Annotated in this window: 19 protein-coding genes and 1 pseudogene; 8 read left to right on the top strand and 12 right to left on the bottom strand. The window is 72.9% G+C overall.

What is annotated here, in order from left to right; all coding sequences use genetic code 11:
• Positions 1–141: 141 nt before the first annotated feature.
• Positions 142–567, bottom strand: coding sequence for a VOC family protein (locus tag BN1555_RS24355; RefSeq protein ID WP_093801370.1), 426 nt, complete (start codon positions 565–567; stop codon positions 142–144).
• Between the two features lie 89 nt (positions 568–656).
• Between BN1555_RS24355 and BN1555_RS24350 the strand changes: the two genes are divergently transcribed.
• On the top strand, positions 657–1,574 hold the full coding sequence (locus BN1555_RS24350; RefSeq protein ID WP_093801369.1) for a pseudouridine-5'-phosphate glycosidase: 918 nt from the start codon (positions 657–659) through the stop codon (positions 1,572–1,574).
• Entirely contained in the window at positions 1,571–2,560 is a 990-nt protein-coding gene (locus BN1555_RS24345; RefSeq protein ID WP_093803611.1) for a carbohydrate kinase family protein, read from the top strand. The genes BN1555_RS24350 and BN1555_RS24345 overlap by 4 nt, the downstream gene beginning before the upstream one ends.
• A 158-nt stretch (positions 2,561–2,718) precedes the next feature.
• Here BN1555_RS24345 and BN1555_RS24340 read toward each other — a convergent pair whose 3' ends face one another.
• Positions 2,719–3,210 carry a hypothetical protein gene (locus tag BN1555_RS24340; protein WP_093801368.1) on the bottom strand — a complete coding sequence of 164 codons (492 nt, stop codon included), beginning with the start codon at positions 3,208–3,210 and terminating at the stop codon, positions 2,719–2,721.
• Positions 3,211–3,363: 153 nt separating this feature from the next.
• Here BN1555_RS24340 and BN1555_RS41675 point away from each other — a divergent pair, with 153 nt between their 5' ends.
• Positions 3,364–3,636, top strand: coding sequence for a helix-turn-helix domain-containing protein (locus BN1555_RS41675; protein ID WP_093801367.1), 273 nt, complete (start codon positions 3,364–3,366; stop codon positions 3,634–3,636).
• Positions 3,637–3,741: 105 nt separating this feature from the next.
• Here the strand turns inward: BN1555_RS41675 and BN1555_RS24330 are convergent, their stop codons facing one another.
• The 3 genes from BN1555_RS24330 to BN1555_RS24315 form a co-directional block, all read right to left on the bottom strand.
• The gene (locus BN1555_RS24330; protein ID WP_093801366.1) at positions 3,742–4,401 is read right to left on the bottom strand and encodes a nucleoside/nucleotide kinase family protein; all 660 of its coding nucleotides are present in this window, start codon (positions 4,399–4,401) and stop codon (positions 3,742–3,744) included.
• A 7-nt stretch (positions 4,402–4,408) separates the two neighbouring features.
• Complete coding sequence (locus BN1555_RS24325) at positions 4,409–5,338, bottom strand: cupin domain-containing protein (RefSeq protein ID WP_255306143.1); 930 nt, start codon at positions 5,336–5,338, stop codon at positions 4,409–4,411.
• A gap of 568 nt (positions 5,339–5,906) precedes the next feature.
• Positions 5,907–6,638, bottom strand: a complete 732-nt coding sequence (locus tag BN1555_RS24315; protein WP_093803608.1) for a DUF7873 family protein — start codon at positions 6,636–6,638, stop codon at positions 5,907–5,909.
• Between the two features lie 70 nt (positions 6,639–6,708).
• Between BN1555_RS24315 and BN1555_RS24310 the strand changes: the two genes are divergently transcribed.
• Together BN1555_RS24310 and BN1555_RS24305 are read left to right on the top strand one after the other, a co-directional pair.
• A complete protein-coding gene (locus tag BN1555_RS24310) occupies positions 6,709–7,167 on the top strand; it encodes a hypothetical protein (RefSeq protein ID WP_093801364.1) in 459 nt (152 codons plus the stop codon).
• Between the two features lies 1 nt (position 7,168).
• Positions 7,169–7,873, top strand: coding sequence for a DUF2293 domain-containing protein (locus BN1555_RS24305; protein ID WP_176710116.1), 705 nt, complete (start codon positions 7,169–7,171; stop codon positions 7,871–7,873).
• A 261-nt stretch (positions 7,874–8,134) separates the two neighbouring features.
• Here the strand turns inward: BN1555_RS24305 and BN1555_RS24300 are convergent.
• A pseudogene (locus tag BN1555_RS24300) lies at positions 8,135–9,308 on the bottom strand (SWIM zinc finger family protein); the annotation flags it as partial.
• A gap of 26 nt (positions 9,309–9,334) precedes the next feature.
• On the bottom strand, positions 9,335–12,265 hold the full coding sequence (locus tag BN1555_RS24295; protein WP_093801363.1) for a DEAD/DEAH box helicase: 2,931 nt from the start codon (positions 12,263–12,265) through the stop codon (positions 9,335–9,337).
• A 214-nt stretch (positions 12,266–12,479) separates the two neighbouring features.
• Between BN1555_RS24295 and BN1555_RS24290 the strand changes: the two genes are divergently transcribed.
• Positions 12,480–12,680: a hypothetical protein gene (locus BN1555_RS24290; RefSeq protein WP_093801362.1), complete on the top strand. Its 201-nt coding sequence runs from the start codon at positions 12,480–12,482 to the stop codon at positions 12,678–12,680.
• Positions 12,681–12,740: 60 nt separating this feature from the next.
• Here the strand turns inward: BN1555_RS24290 and BN1555_RS24285 are convergent, their stop codons facing one another.
• The gene (locus BN1555_RS24285; RefSeq protein WP_093801361.1) at positions 12,741–13,226 is read right to left on the bottom strand and encodes a DoxX family protein; all 486 of its coding nucleotides are present in this window, start codon (positions 13,224–13,226) and stop codon (positions 12,741–12,743) included.
• A gap of 138 nt (positions 13,227–13,364) precedes the next feature.
• Between BN1555_RS24285 and BN1555_RS24280 the strand changes: the two genes are divergently transcribed.
• Positions 13,365–13,622, top strand: coding sequence for a DUF6343 family protein (locus tag BN1555_RS24280; protein WP_093803606.1), 258 nt, complete (start codon positions 13,365–13,367; stop codon positions 13,620–13,622).
• A gap of 31 nt (positions 13,623–13,653) precedes the next feature.
• Here the strand turns inward: BN1555_RS24280 and BN1555_RS24275 are convergent, their stop codons facing one another.
• From BN1555_RS24275 to rpsA, 4 genes are all read right to left on the bottom strand, one after another.
• Positions 13,654–14,022 carry a tetratricopeptide repeat protein gene (locus BN1555_RS24275; RefSeq protein ID WP_093803605.1) on the bottom strand — a complete coding sequence of 123 codons (369 nt, stop codon included), beginning with the start codon at positions 14,020–14,022 and terminating at the stop codon, positions 13,654–13,656.
• Positions 14,023–14,098: 76 nt separating this feature from the next.
• Entirely contained in the window at positions 14,099–14,707 is a 609-nt protein-coding gene (gene coaE / locus BN1555_RS24270; RefSeq protein WP_093801360.1) for a dephospho-CoA kinase, read from the bottom strand.
• A gap of 33 nt (positions 14,708–14,740) precedes the next feature.
• Positions 14,741–15,679 carry a PAC2 family protein gene (locus BN1555_RS24265; RefSeq protein ID WP_093801359.1) on the bottom strand — a complete coding sequence of 313 codons (939 nt, stop codon included), beginning with the start codon at positions 15,677–15,679 and terminating at the stop codon, positions 14,741–14,743.
• A gap of 257 nt (positions 15,680–15,936) precedes the next feature.
• Positions 15,937–17,454 (bottom strand): 30S ribosomal protein S1, encoded by a 1,518-nt coding sequence (rpsA, locus tag BN1555_RS24260; RefSeq protein WP_093801358.1) that lies wholly within the window; start codon positions 17,452–17,454, stop codon positions 15,937–15,939.
• A 360-nt stretch (positions 17,455–17,814) separates the two neighbouring features.
• Here rpsA and BN1555_RS24250 point away from each other — a divergent pair, with 360 nt between their 5' ends.
• Positions 17,815–18,681: a class I SAM-dependent methyltransferase gene (locus BN1555_RS24250; RefSeq protein ID WP_093801356.1), complete on the top strand. Its 867-nt coding sequence runs from the start codon at positions 17,815–17,817 to the stop codon at positions 18,679–18,681.
• Positions 18,682–18,683: the final 2 nt, after the last annotated feature.

The following is an 18,683-nucleotide window of genomic DNA, read 5'->3' as shown; positions in this document are numbered from 1 at the left end:
CGTCAGTACCGGCCGGCTGTCAGTACCGGTCGGCCGGAACCCGTACGGTCCGGCGCCCTCCGGACGACGGCAGTCGGCTGTACGGGCGTGTGGTGAGCGGCTGGAGCCCGCCGGGCGGCCACAGCCCTCACACGTCACGTGTCACTCGTCGTAATGGCGGGCCTCGACGATGTTCCCGTCGGGGTCGCGGAAGTAGAAGGAGCGGGGAGCGGTACCTCGGGCCCCGAAGCTGTTGTAGGAGTACGGCGAGACGGCGACACCACCCTCCTCCAGCCGGCCGCGCAGGGCCTCGAACGCCTGCCGGTCCATGGCGAGGCAGACGTGGTTCACCGGGTGGCCGGCCGCGCTCTCGGCTCCGGGGACGGCGTTCATGGCCCCGGCCATGGTGAGCGGGACGAGGTCGAGCAGCGACTGCGCGGAGACGCGCACGGAGGGAAAGGGCGCTTTGCCCTCCGCGAACTCGGCGGCTCGTACGCCCGCCAGTCCGACGGTCTTCTCGTAGAACTCCAGCGAGGCAAGCGGGTCGTTCGCCCACAGCACGACGTGATCGAGATGCGTTTCTGTCATCCGCACAGGCTGCGGCGTGACCGCCGACGGACGCAAGGGGCGCGCCGCGGGACGTTTGCGGGCCCGGCCGGTGCGCCAGGAATGGGGGCATGCCTGACACCACGCTGCTGCTGTCCGGGGAGGTGCGGGAGGCGCTGGAGCGGCGTCGCCCCGTCGTAGCCCTCGAATCGACGATCATCGCGCACGGCTTGCCGCGCCCGCGCAATCTGCGGGTCGCGAAGGAGCTGGAGGAGGAGGTGCGTACCGCCGGAGCCGTTCCCGCGACCATTGCCGTCCTCGACGGCAGGGCGCATGTCGGCCTGGACAAAGCCCAGTTGGAGCGGGTCGCGAACGACGAATCGGTGCGCAAGCTGGGTCATCGCGATCTCGCGCCGGCGCTGGCGGCGGGGGCGAACGGGGCGACGACCGTGTCGGCGACGGCCTTCCTGGCCGCCCGGGCCGGCCTGCGCGTCTTCGCCACCGGCGGGCTCGGCGGCGTACACCGCGAGTGGACCGAGACGCAGGACGAGTCGGCGGATCTGGGACTGCTGGCGCGGACGCGGATCACGGTGGTGTGCGCGGGGGTCAAGTCGATCCTCGACGTCCCGGCGACGTTGCAGCGGCTGGAGACGCTGGGGGTCGGCATCCTCGGATACGGCACGGAGCACTTTCCGGGGTTCTATCTGAGCAGTTCGGGGGAGCCGGTCGACTGGACGGTGCGGACGCCCGGTGAGGTGGCGGCGGTGATGCGCGCCCAGGACGCGCTCGGCGGGCCGGAAGCGGCCCTGCTCGTCGCCAACCCCGTACCGGAGGCCGAGCAGCTCGATCCGGCGCTGCACGACCGGGTACTGGCTCAGGCGCTGGAGGAGTGCAGGGAGCGCAAGATCACGGGCCAGGGGGTCACACCGTTCCTGCTGGACCACCTGGTGCGGGGTACGGGGGGCGCCTCCCTGGAGGCCAACCTGGCGGCGGTGCGCGGCAACGTACGGCTGGCGGCGCGGATCGCGGCCGCGTGGACGCGGACATGAGCCGGGCAGCGGGAGGAGGCGCCGGAAGAAGCGCGGGAGGAGGCGCGGGCGACGGTGGCGGCGAGGGCGGGGCCGAGGGCAGGAGCCACGGCCCGGGCGGCGCGCTGCTGGTGGTCGGCGATGTGGTCACCGACGTCGTGGCCCGCCACCGCGCACCGCTCGCGCCGGCGACCGACACGGCGGCGGACATCAGGACGCTGCCGGGCGGGGCGGGTGCCAACGTGGCCTGCTGGGCGGCGTACACAGGACTCGCGGACGTACGGCTGCTGGCGCGGGTCGGTGCGGACGCGGGTGCCTGGCACGAGGAGCGGTTGCGGCGCGCGCGGGTACGCCCGCAGATCGTGCTCGACGGGGAGGCGGCGACGGCCACCGTCATCTCCCTGGTCGACGCCGCAGCCGAGCGCACGTTCCTCACCGACAGCGGCGCCGCCCTGCGCCTCTCCCCCGCCGACTGGTCCGCGTCGTTCCTGGACGGCGTCGCCCATCTCCACCTCTCCGGCTACCTCTTCTTCGCCGGTACGAGCCGGCGGACGGCCCGCCTCGCCCTTCTGGAGGCCCGGAAGCGGGGGGTGGCGGTGAGCGTGGACCCGGCGTCGGCGGGGTTCATCGCCGAGCTGGGGGTGGACCGTTTCCTGGAGGCGGCAGCGGGGGCGGACGTACTGCTGCCCAACGCGGACGAGGCCCGGCTGCTCACCGGGCTGCCGGAAGCGGCGGACGCCGCAGCCGAGTTGAGCCGCCGCTTTCCACTCGTCGCCGTCACGCTGGGCTCCGGGGGTGCGCTGCTCGCCGCGGCCGGCCGCGTACGGGACCGCGTCCCGGCCGCCCCGGCGGAGGCGGTGGACTCGACGGGCGCGGGTGACGCGTTCAGCGGTGCGTTCCTTGCGGCGCGCCTCGCCGGGGCGGACGATGCGCAGGCCGCGGCGGCGGGATGTGCGGCCGGAGCGCACGCCGTGACGGTGGTGGGCGGGCGGCCGCCCCTCCCGTGACGCGGCGGCTGCTCCTGTGACTCGTCGCGCTCGCGGTGACTCGTCGCGCCTCCGCCGGCCTGCTGCCGACCGCCCGACCCGGTCGAGCGGTCGGCGAGCAGCGCCCTCTTCCGCCCGGCGCCAGAAGCGCCGGAAGTACGGCCGGGAGGACGTCCGTGTCATGCGCTGCCTGCCGGGCGGGCCGGCCCCGGTAGGAGGAGGGAGAGAGACGGACCGTCCTCATACTCCGGCAGGACTTTGGTGTCTGAGCCGGGACGATGCCGGGCGGCTGGAGTGGAGGCGGAAGCGAAAGTGGAGGTGGGGATCGAGGCGGGTGCTGCGTCGTGGGCGACCGCCGCGACGCGTGAGCGCCGGGCCAGCGGCACGACGAGGGCCGAGACCGCCGCGTATCCGATCCCGAGGGCGATCCAGCCCGCCGCGCCCCGTTCGGTCAGGGCGAGCGCGATGACGAACGGACCACAGGAGCGGCCCAGTTGTGTGCCCATGCTCCACACGGCCTGGTACGCGCCGATCCGCGAGGCCGGAGCCAGTTCGTACGGGAGTCCCCACGGGCCGGCGGAGTGCAGCAGTTCGGCGGCGGCCGAGGGCAGCGAACCCGTGGTCGCGAAGACCAGGCAGCAGGTGAGTACGGCGAGTCCCGCCCGCCGCATCGCGCGCCGCCGAACCGGTGTCGCGGATCCCGCGTCCGGCCCGCATCTGGAGGGCGACGGCCAGCACCGCATTGACGAGGAGCAGCGCCGGCGCGGTCCACGCGGGGGCATCGGTATGACCGGTCACCCACAACGGAACGGCGATTTCGAGGAGTGCGCGGTGGAGGATCAGGAGTCCGTTCAGGAGGGCGAGCCCGAGGTGGTGGCGGTCGCGGAGGACGCCGGCGGAGCCACCGCCCGCCTCACGCCGGGGCGCCGGCGTCGACCACCGAACCGGCCCGCAGCCTGGGCGTCACCCCGAGCGCGGTCTCACAGCACCTCCCGGTGCTCCCGGGCGCGGGCCTGGTGACGCGGGCGCGGGCGGGGCGGGTGGTGCTGCACGGCCTGAGCGACCTGGGGGCGCGGCTGGCGGGCGGGGACCGGTAGTCCCGACGGAGCTTCCCCCACCGTCCTCCGCACCACGCACCCCGTCACCCCGCTCGGCCCGCCCCGCCCCTTCGCGAACCGGGGCCCCGCCGGACAGGACCCGTCCTAACCACGCAGCCCCGTCCACGCCGGATGCCTCGGATCATCGGCCCGTACGAGCACATCGGCGGTCTCCCCGGGCCCCGCCTCCCGCTCGTAACGGGCGAAGGCGGGCAGGGTCCACTTCTCCCGCTCCTCGGTCCGGCGCTCCAACGCCCCCGCGGACAACCGCACATGCACTGTCAGGTCGAACGGAAACCGGTGCCGCAGAAGCATCGGCCCGTGCAGCAGCAGCACACCACCGTCCGGCAGCCGCACGTACGGACTGCGCGTGGCGCGGTCCGTGGCCGGGTCCCACAAGTCGGGCAGAACGCGCCCGGTCCCGCCGGGCTCCAGGGGTCCGAAGACCTCACGCCGCAGGGCGCCGATGTCGAACCAGCCGTCGTAGTACGAGTCGGCGTCCTCCTTGCCGAACTCGTAGCGGAGCGACGCCGGCCGCAGGAATCCCTCCGCGCCGACGACCACGACCGTCCGGCCGCGCAGCCGCAACGCCTCGGCGAGGCGCTCGGTGATCTCGCCGGTGCGGGCGGCGGGCGCGCCGTCGACGGCGGCCCTGAGCCACGGCGACGGCTCCCCGTCCGCGGCCGGCTCCGGACCGCCCAGGTGGTCCAGGTGGTCGGCGAGGGCGTCGGTCAGCCGTTCCCAGGTGATCGCTTCGAACTGCACAGCCCCATCATGCAGGCGGCACGGGCCGGTCCGCCTCATCCGCCCGGTCCGGCCCGCCCCTCCCGTCGGAGGGGAACGGCGCCTCGGACCGGTCGCCGAGCACGGCACCGCGCTCGGCGATCACGTCCTGGCAGGCGCGCAGTCCCGGCCTCGGCGTGACGCCGGAGGAACGTACGGCGAAGACGGCCTGGACCGACCGCCCCTGAACGACGAGTGCGTCGACTTTCTCGCGTACGGCGGCGGGCAGCGAGGCCCAGAGGTCCGAAGTCATACGGCCGACCCTAACCGCACCCCCAGGAACAGCACCAACACCGGTATCAGCGGCAGGACGCCCCTGCGGGCCGCAGGACGGTGCCGCTCGCCGGGACCGCGCAAGCCCCGCTCCCGCCCCCACACGCCGCCTACTCCCCGCCTTCCTCGTCCCGCCCGTCCCGCTCGTCCCGCCCGTCCCGCACTCCGGCGCGTCGGCGTCGACGGAGAGCGGACTGCCGGTGGGCAGCATGTAGGTCAGGTACAGCACCACAGGCTCACTCCCCAGGTTGCGCCCGATGTGCCGGTGCTCGGGTCCGGGCGGTTCGATGAAGGACTGGCCCGCTGTCGTCGTCTCGACGGAGCAGTCCTCCAGCGTCCGGGACAGCGTGCCCTTCTGTACGACGGCTATGAGCTGTCCGGGGTGGTGGTGCCACCCGGTGGAGCCGCCCGGGGCGATGGTGATGGTGCGTACGACCACATCGGTGGGCCCCTGGGTCTCCACCTTCATCGTCCCGGCGGAGGTGCCGGTGGCGAGCACCGTGCCGCTCACTCCGTTCCCGGGCGTCGCGAGTGCGGCGGACGGCACCATGCCGAGCATCGCCAGGCCCCCGCCGAGGACCATGTCCTTGCGCCCCCGCACCTGCCTGCCGCTCCGCACCAATTCCAAGAACCCCCAGAATCCCATGCGAAACCCTCCAACTCCCGGGTACGGGACGGGTACTCGATCGGAGCTCCCGCCGCCATGATCACTGAAATCGCCTCACCGTATCCGAGACCCACCAGGCGCCCCAGGGGTTGCGCCCGACGCCTTCCGGAAGATCGGGACCACGCTCCGACCGACCTCGCCCCGGCCGAAAGAACCCGGGGGAAACCGGAGGAACCCGAAGGAAAAGGAAGCGGGCCCGGGGCGTAGCCGGCCCCCGAGCCCTGTGTGATGCCACCTGGTTGATGCGCCGCCCGTTGAACAGACCCGGATCAGTCGTGATGTCGTCGCGTCCTGCCTTTGGACCACCGCAGATCGAAGCTCTGCGGGCCGGAATTGAACCGGCATCTCGACGCGCGTGGGCCCGGGCCCGGTCGGTACGGCGATCGGCGGCGGATGCTGAGTCTGGAGCAAGAGTCTGAGATTGAACGCGGCCCGGCTCCGGTACCGCGCAGTCACGACGAACTTCAGTTTCAGCTTTGCGCTCCTCGCGCACCCCGGCCGCACGATGGCGGCCGGGGAGTCAATGAGGCCACCCGCCCCGCCTCGGTCACCCGAACAGGTAGCCGAAGACCGCGTCCCCCGCCCGCCGGTCCGTGACCTCGGCGCCGTTCGCCTCCTCGCGGGCGAACTTCACGGCCTGCTGCAACTTCTCCACCCGCTCCAGCAGTTCGCTCACGCGCCGGGCCGTCAGCGCCCCGGAGAACTTCACGGTCGTCCAGTACCCGACCGGAACGTCCTCGTAGTACACCTCGACCTGCGCCGGGTGCTTGTCGGTCGCCTCGGCCTTCACGTGGTTGCGCGGCACCTTCTTCGTACGGAGCGTACGTACCGCGTCCGTCCTCCAGTCGTCGGTCGACGGGTCGAGCGTCCACGCCTCGGAAGCGTCGAGCACGGGGAGCTTCCGCACGAAGGCGTAGATGTCCGTCAACTGCTTCTCGAGGAAGAGCAGATAGGAGACCGGCACCGCGCTCACGAGCACCCGCCCGTCGACGGTCACGTCGGCGCGGGCCTCGCAGTTGGCCCAGTCCTTGGTGGCGGTCACGTCGAACAGCCGGGTCAGCGTCTTCGCGGTCTCGCGCAGGACGTCCTCGGCCTTGACCTGGACCCGCGTGGACTCGGGCGGAAGCTGCTCCCCCTCCTCGTCCTTGGGCTGGTACGTGCGCGAGATGCCCGCCAGCAGCGCCGGCTTCTGGAGCCCGTGGTGGGCCGCCGTAAGGTCCTGCTGCGCTTTGGACTTGACGCCTTTCTCCACTGCGATGATCTGATTGAGTTTCGCCACGTCCATGACGCTAACAACATCACCCGCCCGCACTCGAACGATTATTTGGGACTTCCGGGGAGTACGTACCATGGGGACAGCCCTCGTCGCCGTCATAGGCACCCTGCTCGGCTCGGTGGTGACGCACTTCCTCCAGCGCCAGACGGCAGAGCGCACCGCCGCCCTCGCCCGCGCCGAACAGCTCCGTCAGGAGCGGATCCCCGCGTACAGCGCCTTCGCCGGCGCGGTCGTCGACTACCGGCGCGGCCAGAACGACCGTTGGCACCGCCGGGCCGAGGCGCCGGGCAGCGACAGCGCCGAATCGGCCCGCATGGAGTCGTACCGGTTGCGCGCGGCCGCCCGGCAGGCGCTCTACCGCGTCCAATTGGTGTGCGGCGACAACGCCGCCGTGCAGCTGGCGGTCTCGGCCTTCGAAGCCACGAACCGCATGCACGAGGCGACGGACGAGGCGGAGCGCTCGCTGCGCCCGGAGGAGGCGCAGGAGGCGGTGCGCGCGTTCATCGCGACCGCGGCGCCGGGGGTCCGCTGACGTGTCCGGCACCGAACCGGTGGTCGTCGCCCCCCTCACGCCGCGCCTCCACTGCGCGGAGTGCCGCCGGGGCCCGCTCCCCCTCCTCGTCCTGGAGCACAACGCCCCGTACTGCCTCGACTGCGCCGACCTGGGCCACCTCGTCTACCTGCCACGCGGCGACGCGGCCCTCACGCGCCGGGCCCGTGAGGCCAGTCCGCTCTGGGCGGTCGTCGTCCGCCCCAACAAGCGCCGCACCCGGTACGAACGCCAGGGCATCCTCGTGGAGGAGGCGGCCCTGGCCCGCGCCGAGGCCGCCTGCCTGGCGGACGCCGATGCCCGCGCCCGCCGCCGCGAACGCGACGCGGCACGCCGCGCGGCCGAGGACGTGCGCTTCACCGCCGCTCTGGCCGCCGAGATCCTGCGCCTCTTCCCGTCCTGCCCGCCGTCTCGGGCACAGGCCGTCGCCGCCCACGCCTCGGAACGCGGCAGCGGCCGGGTCGGCCGCAGCGCGGCGGGCCGCTCCCTGGACGAGGGCGCGGTGACGGCGGCGGTACGGGCGTCCGTACGGCACGTCGACACGGCGTACGACGCGCTGCTGATGAGCGGCGTACCGAGAAGGAGGGCGCGGGCGAGGGTGGCGGCCGTGATCGACGCGGTCCTCACCGCCTGGCGGACACCACCGTCGCAGCCGGGACTCACTCGAACCTCCTGTTCCCCCGACTGACCGGGCAGTTCGTCCACGCGCACGGACAGAAGCAGTGGGGCAGCGCGAGGATGCCGTCCCGGCAGCGCTCGCGCGGTTCGCGGGCCGGCTGGAAGGCGGGTGCCGTCCTGCCCGCGCCGCCGGTGCCGCCGGACGCCACGAGGAGCGGGCCGTGGCGGCCCCCGCCCGCCGCGGCCGGCCGGCCGGGGCACGGCCGCCTGACCGATCCCGCGGTCCCCGAAGTGCCATGCCAGTGGCGGCAGTTGGTACGGCTGAGCCGGCTCAGGTGTCGAGCAGCGCGGTGAGTGCGTCCACCGGGTCCTTGTCCGGGGCGCCCGTCGGCCACCAGTCGTCCGTGCCGGGGTCCGCTTCGTAGGGGTACCAGCGGTCGTCCTGGCCCAGGCGGAGCTGGATGCCGCGTTCCGCGTCGCCGAGGCGGTTGCGGTGGGGGCGCAGGCGGGGAGGCCGGCGGCGGCCAGGGCCGGGCGGGCCCGGTCGAAGGGGCCGGCCGGGGGTCCCAGGGGGTTTCGAGGACGGACAGGCCGGTCGGGCCGCCCTGTTGCCAGGCGGCCACCGCGCGGGCCAGGTCGGTGGGGGTGCGGCCGGTCGCGCGGGCGAGTGCGGCGTACAGGGCGCGCGTGGCGGCCGTCAGGCCCGAGCCGGGCTGGGCGGCCGCCAGGCGGACCGCGTCCTGCCAGGGCGTGAGCGTCGCGATGGGGTCGGCGCCGCTGGTCAGGAGCGTGTGGGCGCGGACCGCCGCGTCCGTCGCCAGGAGGTCCAGGGTCAGCGGGTCGGGAGCGCCCCGCGTGCCCGGGTACGCGCCACAGGCGTGGCCGGGGTGCGGGGGCACGGGCAGCGGGCCCGGCAGCGGCGGGAGGGTGCGCGGGGCCAGGGCGGCGGCGGCCGGGACACCGGGGAAGGGCGGTGGCGCCGGCTTCTCACGGACGGAGAGGGCGGCGTTGCGGCGGGCGAGGTCGTCGAGGAGGTCGCGCTCGGCCCGGCCCCGCATGAGGAGCAGGACGAAGGGGTCGGCGTCCAGCAGGCGTGCGGTCTCGTAGCAGAGGGCGGCCGCGTGCTTGCAGGGATGGCCTCGGTCCGGGCACGAGCAGGAGGGAACCAGGTCGCCGGGGGCCGGCAGCAGGTCCACGCCCGCCTCGGCCGCCGAATCCGCCAGGGAGTGCGGCATGTCCTTGTCCAGCAGGGCCGCGATGTGGGCCGGGTTGGCCGCCGCCGTCGCCAGGAACCGCTCCCATGCCTCGTCGTCGAGTGCGCGCAGGCGGATCTCCGTGCGGTACGGGCGGGGGCGGCTGCCCCGTACGTACGTGACGATCCGGCCCGGCGCCACACTGATGGCGCCGACGTTGCCCTCACTGGCGTACGTACGGCCGCGGGCGAGGCGGGCCGGGTCGAGCGACAGCGCTTCGAGCGCCTCGGTCCAGGCTCTGCCCCACCAGCTGCTGCCGGCCTTGCCGCCGCTCGCGCTCATGCCGGCCTCCGCAGCGAGACCAGGTCGGCCAGCTCGCGGTCGGTGAGCTCGGTCAGGGCCGCTTCTCCGCCGCCGAGGACCGCGTCCGCCAACGCCCGCTTGGACGCGATCAGTTCGGCGATGCGGTCCTCCACCGTGCCCTCCGCGATCAGCCGGTGCACCTGCACGGGCTGGGTCTGTCCGATGCGGTACGCCCGGTCGGTCGCCTGGTCCTCGACCGCCGGGTTCCACCAGCGGTCGTAGTGGATGACGTGGGCGGCGCGGGTGAGGTTCAGTCCGGTGCCGGCCGCCTTGAGGGAGAGCAGGAAGACGGGGACCTCCGCGGACTGGAAGCGGTCCACCATCTCCTCGCGCTGGGCGACGGGTGTGCCGCCGTGCAGGAGCTGGGCCCGGACCGCGCGGGCCTCCAGGTGGTCGGCGAGCAGGCGCGCCATGGTCACGTACTGGGTGAAGACCAGGACCGAGCCGCCCTCCGACAGGATCGTGTCGAGGAGCTCGTCGAGGAGCTCGAGCTTGCCGGAACGGCCGGTGAGGCGCCGGGTGTCCTCCTTCAGATACTGCGCGGGGTGGTTGCAGATCTGCTTGAGGGAGGAGAGGAGCTTCATGACGAGGCCCCGGCGCGCGATGCCCTCCGCCCCCTCGATGGCCGCCATGGACTCCCGTACGGACGCTTCGTAGAGGGACGCCTGTTCACGGGTGAGGGAGACGGGGTGGTCGGTCTCCGTCTTGGGCGGCAGCTCCGGCACGATGCCCGGGTCGGACTTCTTGCGGCGCAGCAGGAAGGGACGTACGAGACGGGCGAGGCGCTCGGACGCCTCGTCGTCCTCGCCGCTCTCGACCAGGCGCGCGTGGCGGGCGCGGAAGGACTTGAGCGGGCCGAGCAGGCCCGGCGTCGTCCAGTCGAGGAGGGCCCACAGCTCGGAGAGGTTGTTCTCCACGGGGGTGCCGGTCAGGGCGACGCGCGCGGGGGCGGGGATGGTGCGCAGCGCCTTCGCCGTGGAGGAGTACGGGTTCTTGACGTGCTGCGCCTCGTCGGCGACGACCATGCCCCAGGTGTGCGCGGCCAGTTCGGGGGCGCTGGTGCGCATCGTGCCGTACGTCGTGAGGACGAAACCGCCGTCGGGCCCGCCGGCGTCGTGGAGCGTGCGGGCCGCGCCGTGGAAGCGGCGGACGGGCACCCCCGGAGCGAAGCGGGTGATCTCGCGCTGCCAGTTGCCGAGGAGGGAGGCGGGGCAGACGACGAGGGTGGGGGCGCTGCGGGCGCGCCGGAGGTGGAGGGCGATGACCGTGATCGTCTTGCCGAGACCCATGTCGTCGGCGAGACAGCCGCCGAGACCGAGGGAGGTCATCCGGTCCAGCCAGGCCAGACCGCGCAGCTGGTAGTCGCGCAGGGTGGCGTCGAGGCCGGGCGGCTGGGGGACGAGCGCTCCCGCGCCGGTGCCGGCCGTGAGGCGGTCGCGGAGCGCGGCCAGGGCGCCCACGGGGACCGCTTCGACCTGCTCGCCGTCGACCTCCGCACTGCCGGTGAGGGCTGCGGCCAGCGCGTCCACCGGCGACAGCAGGCCCAGTTCACGCTTGCGCGCCTTGCGTACGAGCGCCGGATCGACGACGACCCACTGGTCCCGGAGGCGGACGATCGGGCGGTGCGCCTCGGCGAGCGCGTCCATGTCCGCCTCGCTGAGCGGCTCGCCGCCGACCGCCAGCTGCCAGCTGAAGGCGAAGAGTTCCTGCGCGTCGAAGAAGGAGGTGCCGTCGGTCGCGGACCCGGGCGCGGGACGTACGACCGCGGCGGCCGTGAGCGTACGGGCCAGCTCGCGGGGCCAGTGGACGGCCACACCGGCAGCGCCGAGTCTGGTCGCCGCCGGACCCAGCAGCTCGTACAGCTCGTCCTCCGACAGCGGCAGTACGTCGGGGACCGGGCGGCTCAGGAGGCGGCCGAGCGGCGGCCACACGCGGGCCGCGCGGCGCAGCGCCAGCACCGCGTCGACGCGGGCGCGGGGGCCGAAGCCCTCGCTGCCGCCGCCGGCCCACAGGGCGGCGGCGTCGATGACGTGCGTCGGGTCGGCCAGACTGTGCACCTGGACCAGGGCCGCGCCAGCCCGGCGCTGCTCCCCGCCGCCCCCGTCGACGGCCTTGTCCGCCTCTTCGCCCCCTCCGCCCCCTTCACCCTCTTCGTCCGGTGTTCCGTGGTCCGTGCTGTCGAAGATCTCGAACTGGGACAGGTCGAGGCGCAGTGACACCCGCACCCCCGCGTCGACCCCGGCCGCGACCTCCGCCGCCCACTCCCGCAGCTCCGGAAGGTGCTGGGCGGCGCGGGCCGCGAAGGGCGCTCCCACGGCGTACGCCGCGGAAGGCGTGCGGGGCAGCAGGTCCGCGACCGCGTCGAGGAACGCCTTCACCAGGGCTTCGGGGTCGGGCAGCTGGAGGGGTGTCCGCCCGGCGAGCGGGACCGCGTGCGCCTCGGCGGGCATGGCCGCGGCGATGGCCCGTACCTGCGCGACGTCGTCGGCGTCGAGCGGCCCGGCACGCCAGGCGTCGTGGTCCCCGGATGTCAGTCCGGGCAGCAGCCGGCCCCGCGCGGCGAGGTACAGGGCGTGCAGCGCCGCCGCGCCCCAGCAGCGGGCGGCGGGGTGGGCGGCGGGATCGTGGCGGGCCCGGACCAGCAGCGGCAGCGCGTCGGAGAGGGGGAGGAGAACGGCGGGCACGGTGTGGCGGCGTACGGCAGTGCCCCGGCTCCCGTGCCGCCGTACGACCGTGATCTCCGCGGACGACTCGGGCAGCGCGGAGGTTTCGGAGCGTGCGGAAATGCCGGGCAGCGCGGAAGTACCGGGCAGCGCGCCGCCCTCGGGGTCCCAGAGGGCGATCCTGCCTTCGCGCGGCAGCTCGGCGGGGAGGAAGACCGCGGCGCGTCGTCCCGTGCCTGCCATCGCTTCACCCCCCCGTCCCGCACATCCCGCGTCCCGCTCGGCGCGTCCGTCTCTGTCCACGTGCGAGTCTACGGGCGGGGTCCGACACCGGTTCCCGGGCGACGCCGCGGGGGCGCGGAGGGCGCGGGTGCGAGGGACGGCGTGTGCATGAACATCGCGGGACGAGGCACCCGGACCGGACCGATCCGGTCGTCCGAGGAAGAGGAGCCCCCCCATGACCGAACACCGCGACAAGCCCGCCACCGCCGCCGACGAGCTCGCGCAGGAGATCAAGCGGTCGGGGCCCCACACGGCGAAGAGGGATCCCGCCCGCGGGGAGGTCGACGGCGAGGGCGGCGACGCCCTGTCGCCCAACCTGGGCGCCCAGGAGTCCGCCCACCGCCACGACGAGCACGGGAACCGGCACGGGCACTGAGACCGGGACCGAAGAGGACACCGCCGGACAGGTGCCGTGGTCCCGCCGCCGTCAGAGCCGTCAGCGCGAAGGCCGGCGACGCACCAGCGCGACGAGCTCCGCGTTGTGGTGGCGGCGGGACCAGGCGATGGCGGCGAGCGGCACCAGCAGGACCAGCGGCGTCGCGGCGTTCTCGCCGTCGAAGGCCATCAGCTGGGTGACGAACGCCCCGGCCATCAGCGCACCGAGAGCGAGCGCCGCCGCCCCGGACAGAACGGGGACCAGCAGCGCGATCGCACCGGCCAGCTCCAGGCCCCCGACCAGGTACATGAACCAGTCGCCGAAGCCGATCCTGTCGAAGCTCTCCGCCGCCGAGGAGTGACCGACCAGCTTGGGACTCGCGCTGGGCACGGCGAAGAACACGGCCAGCAGGATCTGAAGGACGCGCACCGTGATCCGTACGCGCCGGCCCGGTGCGGCCGGCGCCTCACCCGGCACCCGGGAGGCGGCGGGCGTGGCGGGCGCGGTGGCGGTGACGGTTGCGACGGTGTTCGTTGCGTCGGACATCGTGGTCTCCCCTGGAAGCGGTGCTCCGTGTGCTTTCACGGATACAGACCGCGCCGCCTCCCGGAACTCGTCGCCGGACGGCCTGCGAATCTCCGGACCGGGTACGCGCCTGTGAGGAAGAGGCGATCGATCATGATCATGCGCACTGGAAGTGAACCGAGAACCGCACGCAGTCCCCTCCGGCTGCGGCTCTGGCTGAGCCTGTGGGGTCTGCTCTGGGCCGTCGGCGGAACGGTCGCCTTCGCGGCCGCCGGCCGCACCGGCTGGGCCGTCGCCTGCGGCTGCCTCGCCGTCGTGGTCACCGCGGACCTGGTGATGGTCGTGCGCCACCTCCGTCAGGGCGCGCACTACCAGCCCGGCCGCGACATCCCGCCGTACGATCCGCCGCACCCGTGAACGCGGGCGGCCGCGCGGCCGCCCGCCCGTCTCACTCGTCCGCGTCGAACCGTGCCGCCGCCAGGTACTCCGGCTTCGGGTCGAGCGCCGCCGCCAGCCTGAAGTGGCGTTTCGCCCGGTCCCCGCGCGAGGCACGCTCGTAGGTGCGCGCGAGGGCGAAGTGAGCGAAGGCGTTGTCGGGCTCACGCTCCAGTACGAGCTGGAACTCGAGCTCGGCGGAGCGCAATTGGGCCGACGCGAAAAAGGCGCGGGCACGCAGCAGCCGAGCCGCCGTGTTCTCCGGATGGGCCGCTATGACCGAGTCCAGGAGTTTCACGGCTCCGCGCGGATCACGCGCGGCCAGCAGGTGCTCCGCCGCGCGGTAGTCGATGATGTGGGTTTCCGGGCTGCTTTCGGGCACGCTGAAATCCTTCCGCTCGCCCCTCATCCTTTCCAACGGCCCCGGCAGCATGCCGTATTCCGCCTGCCGCCTTCCGTCAGGACGCCGGCCGTGCGGCCCGTCCGGTCAGTTCCGCCCAGACCTCGCGCACCTGCGGCTCGAGCGCCGTCAGCGGTCCGTCGTTGTCGATCACCAGGTCCGCGATCGCCAGCCGCTGCTCCCGCGTCGCCTGGGCGGCCATCCTGGCGCGCGCCTCGTCCCCGGTCATGCCGCGCAGCCGTACGAGCCGGTCCAGTTGTGTCTGCGGGGACGCGTCCACGACGACCACCAGGTCGTACAGGGGCGCCAGGCCGTTCTCGGTGAGCAGCGGTACGTCGTGGACGACGACGGCGTCCGGGCCCGCCCCGCTCTCAAGCTCCGCCGACCGGGCGCCCACCAGCGGGTGGACGATCGCGTTCAGCGTCGCCAGACGGGCGGCGTCGGCGAAGACGATCGAGCCGAGTTTCGGACGGTCCAGGGTCCCGTCCGGGGTGAGGACGTCCTCGCCGAAGGCTTCGACGACGGCCGTGAGCCCCGGCGTTCCGGGCTCGACGACCTCCCTCGCGATCTTGTCGGCATCGATCAGCACGGCTCCGTACGAGACGAGCAGCCGCGACACTTCGCTCTTTCCGGCGCCGATTCCGCCGGTCAGGCCCACTTTCAGCATGCGCGGAAGCCTAGACGAGCGACCTGGACGGGCCTAGACGTCACCCTCCCGCTCCGCGAGGAAACGTTCGAATTCGAGACCGATCTCGTCGGCCGACGGCAGATCGACGGGTTCGGCGACCAGGTTGCCCCGCGTCACCGCGCCCGCCACCGCGTCGTACTGGTGCTCCAGGCCCTGTACGAGCGAGACGAGCTCCTCGTCGCCCTCATCGACCTGCCGGTCGATCTCGTCCTGGGTGCGCCTGGCCTCCGTACGCAGCGCGTGCGCGACGCCGGGCAGCACCAGGCCGGTCGCCGCCGTGATCGCCTCCAGGGCGGTCAGCGCGGCATCGGGGTACGCGGAACGCGCGACGTAGTGCGGCACGTGCGCCGCGACGCCGAGCACGTCGTGCCCCGATTCCTCCAGCCGGAACTCGACGAGCGCCTCCGCGCTCCCGGGCACCTGCGCCTCGTCGAACGGGCTGCGGTGGCCGGGCATGAGGTCGGTGCGGTTGCCGTGCGGGGTGAGGCCGACGGGGCGGGTGTGCGGGACGCCCATCGGGATGCCGTGGAAGTTCACCGAGAGGCGCACACCGAGCCGCTCGACGACCTGTCGCACGGCGAGGGCGAACCGCTCCCACTCCACGTCCGGCTCGGGGCCCGAGAGCACCAGGAAGGGCGCCCCGGTCGCGTCCTGGACGAGCCGGACGTCGATCTCGGGTGCCTCGTACTCGGACCACTTGTCGCGCCGGAAGGTCAGCAGCGGGCGGCGGGCGCGGTAGTCCACCAGCCTGTCGTGGTCGAACCTGGCCACGACCTGGTGGGGCAGTGTGTCCAGCAGTTTCCCGACGATCTGCTCGCCGGTCTCGCCCGCGTCGATGTAACCGTCGAAGTGGTAGAGCATGACCAGTCCGGCCGATTCCTGCGCGAGCGCCATGTCGACGGCGGCCACACCCTTCGGCTCCCACGCGTACAAATCCTGCGGATCAAGCACGATTACCGCTCCTCCTCGTGTTCCTACGGAAGAACGTGCCGCGGGGCACAGGCATTCCCGCCCGCACCGTCTTCTCCGACGGGCTCCGCGAGAGGCTTCGCGGCGCTTCCCGGCCGGGCGGCCGCTCCTGGACGTCCTCGGCCGGAGGACCGGGCCGGCCGCCCGGCCGGTGGGCGCGGGGCGGGCACGAGCAAGGCCCGCCCCCCCGTGGGGAGCGGGCCTTGCTTTCAGCCGGTTACCAGCTGGAGGTCAGAGCGTCAGCTCTGGCCGCCGGCCAGCTTCTCGCGGAGCGCGGCCAGGGCCTCGTCCGACGCCAGGGCGCCGGAGTTGTCCGCCGACTCCGAGGAGTAGGAGCCGCCGCCACCGCTGCCGCCGGAGGCAGCCGGGGCGCCACCGGCCGGGGCGGCAGCGCCCTCGGCAGCAGCGGCCTCGTCGGCCTCGCGGGACTTGATGACCTGGGCCTGGTGCTGCTCGAAGCGCTGCTGCGCCTCGGCGTACTGGGTCTCCCAGGCCTCGCGCTGGGTCTCGTAGCCCTCGAGCCAGTCGTTGGTCTCGGGGTCGAAGCCCTCGGGGTAGATGTAGTTCCCCTGGTCGTCGTACGACGCGGCCATGCCGTACAGCGTCGGGTCGAACTCGACCGAGGCCGGGTCGGCACCGAAGGACTCGTTGGCCTGCTTCAGCGAGAGGCTGATGCGGCGGCGCTCGAGGTCGATGTCGATGACCTTGACGAAGATCTCGTCGTTGACCTGGACGACCTGCTCCGGGATCTCCACGTGGCGCTCGGCCAGCTCGGAGATGTGGACCAGACCCTCGATGCCCTCGTCGACGCGCACGAACGCACCGAACGGAACGAGCTTCGTGACCTTACCGGGAACGACCTGCCCGATCTGGTGCGTACGGGCGAACTGCTGCCACGGGTCTTCCTGCGTCGCCTTGAGCGACAGCGAGACGCGCTCGCGGTCCATGTCGACGTCGAGGACCTCGACGGTGACTTCCTGGCCGACCTCGACAACCTCGGAGGGGTGGTCGATGTGCTTCCAGGAGAGCTCGGAGACGTGCACGAGACCGTCGACGCCACCGAGGTCCACGAACGCACCGAAGTTGACGATCGAGGAAACGACGCCGGAGCGGACCTGGCCCTTCTGCAGGGTCGTGAGGAAGGTCTGACGGACCTCGCTCTGGGTCTGCTCGAGCCAGGCACGGCGGGACAGGACCACGTTGTTGCGGTTCTTGTCCAGCTCGATGATCTTGGCCTCGAGCTCCTTGCCCACGTAGGGCTGGAGGTCACGGACGCGGCGCATCTCGACGAGGGAGGCCGGCAGGAAGCCACGGAGGCCGATGTCGAGGATGAGACCACCCTTGACGACCTCGATGACGGTGCCGGTGACGATGCCGTCCTCTTCCTTGATCTTCTCGATCGTGCCCCAGGCGCGCTCGTACTGTGCGCGCTTCTTGGACAGGATGAGACGGCCTTCCTTGTCCTCCTTCTGGAGAACAAGAGCCTCGATCTCATCGCCCACGGCGACGACCTCGTTGGGGTCGACGTCGTGCTTGATGGAAAGCTCGCGGGAGGGGATGACGCCTTCGGTCTTGTAACCGATGTCGAGCAGGACCTCGTCCCGGTCGACCTTCACGATGACGCCGTCGACGATGTCGCCGTCGTTGAAGTACTTGATCGTCTCGTCGATCGCGGCGAGGAAGGCTTCCTCGTTACCGATGTCGTTGACCGCTACCTGCGGGGTGGTGGTGGCGGTGGTCTCGGTGCTGCTCGTCATGTGGGTAAGGGCTCCGGTACGGACAGTAAGTCGTAGGTACTGCTACGCCGGGAGCCCGTATCGGCACCTGCTGACGCCGGGCAGCCTAGGAGGCGCGATTCCGCGTGACGGAAACGCCTCGACAACCGAGGGGACATACAACCGGTGCAAGCGCAGCCTGCTCTGTCTGAGGTGCGCAGGCTCGCAGCGCAACTTGTAGCATACGGGGGCAGCCGGGCAGGGTCAATGCGCGAAGGCGCACACCCGGGGCGGAACCTCGCATACCCGGCACAACTAAGGTTCGGCGAGGCCACAACGGCCGCATCGCACTCTGCAGCTACAGGTTCGACGGAGCCTACGCAGACGAGACAGACGGGCGCAATGAGCCACAGCAAAGACGCCACAGACGCTTTCGAGGCCCTCGACACCTACGTCCCGGACGACGCGGACGAGGGGGAGGCGACCCGGCGCCAGACCTCGGAGGCCGAGAGCAGCCGGGCCAGCCGGGGCTGGTGGGACCGCAACGCCGACGAGTACCAGAGCGAACACGGGGCGTTCCTCGGTGACGACCGTTTCGTATGGGGCCCGGAAGGGCTCGACGAGGCCGCGGCCGGCCTGCTGGGGCCGGCGGCGTCCCTGGAGGGACTCGACGTCCTGGAGATCGGCGCGGGCGCCGCGCAGTGCTCGCGCTGGCTCGCCGCGCAGGGCGCGCGTCCGGTGGCCCTGGACCTCTCCCACCGGCAGCTCCAGCACGCCCTGCGGATCGGCGGCGGTGCTTCCGGCGTGCCCCTGGTGCAGGCGGACGCCGGAACGCTGCCCTTCAGGGACGCGTCCTTCGACCTCGCGTGCTCGGCGTACGGGGCGGTGCCGTTCGTCGCCGACCCGGCGGAGGTCTTCCGCGAGGTACGGCGTGTCCTGCGGCCCGGCGGGCGGTGGGTCTTCTCCGTCACGCACCCCATCCGCTGGGCCTTCCCCGACGAGCCCGGCCCCGAGGGCCTGTCGGTCGCCGCCTCCTACTTCGACCGCACGCCCTACGTCGAGCAGGACGACCAGGGACGCGCGGTCTACGTGGAGCACCACAGAACGCTCGGTGACCGTGTACGGGACGTGGTGGCGGCCGGCTTCCGCCTGGTCGACCTCGTCGAGCCGGAGTGGCCCGCCTGGAACACCCAGGAGTGGGGCGGCTGGTCCCCGCTGCGGGGGAACCTGATCCCGGGAACGGCGATTTTCGTGTGCGTACGAGACTAGGG

Origin of the sequence: Streptomyces sp. Wb2n-11, assembly GCF_001049855.1 — a bacterium.
Taxonomy (GTDB): domain Bacteria; phylum Actinomycetota; class Actinomycetes; order Streptomycetales; family Streptomycetaceae; genus Streptomyces; species Streptomyces altiplanensis.
This window is presented reverse-complemented; position numbering and strand designations above follow the sequence as displayed.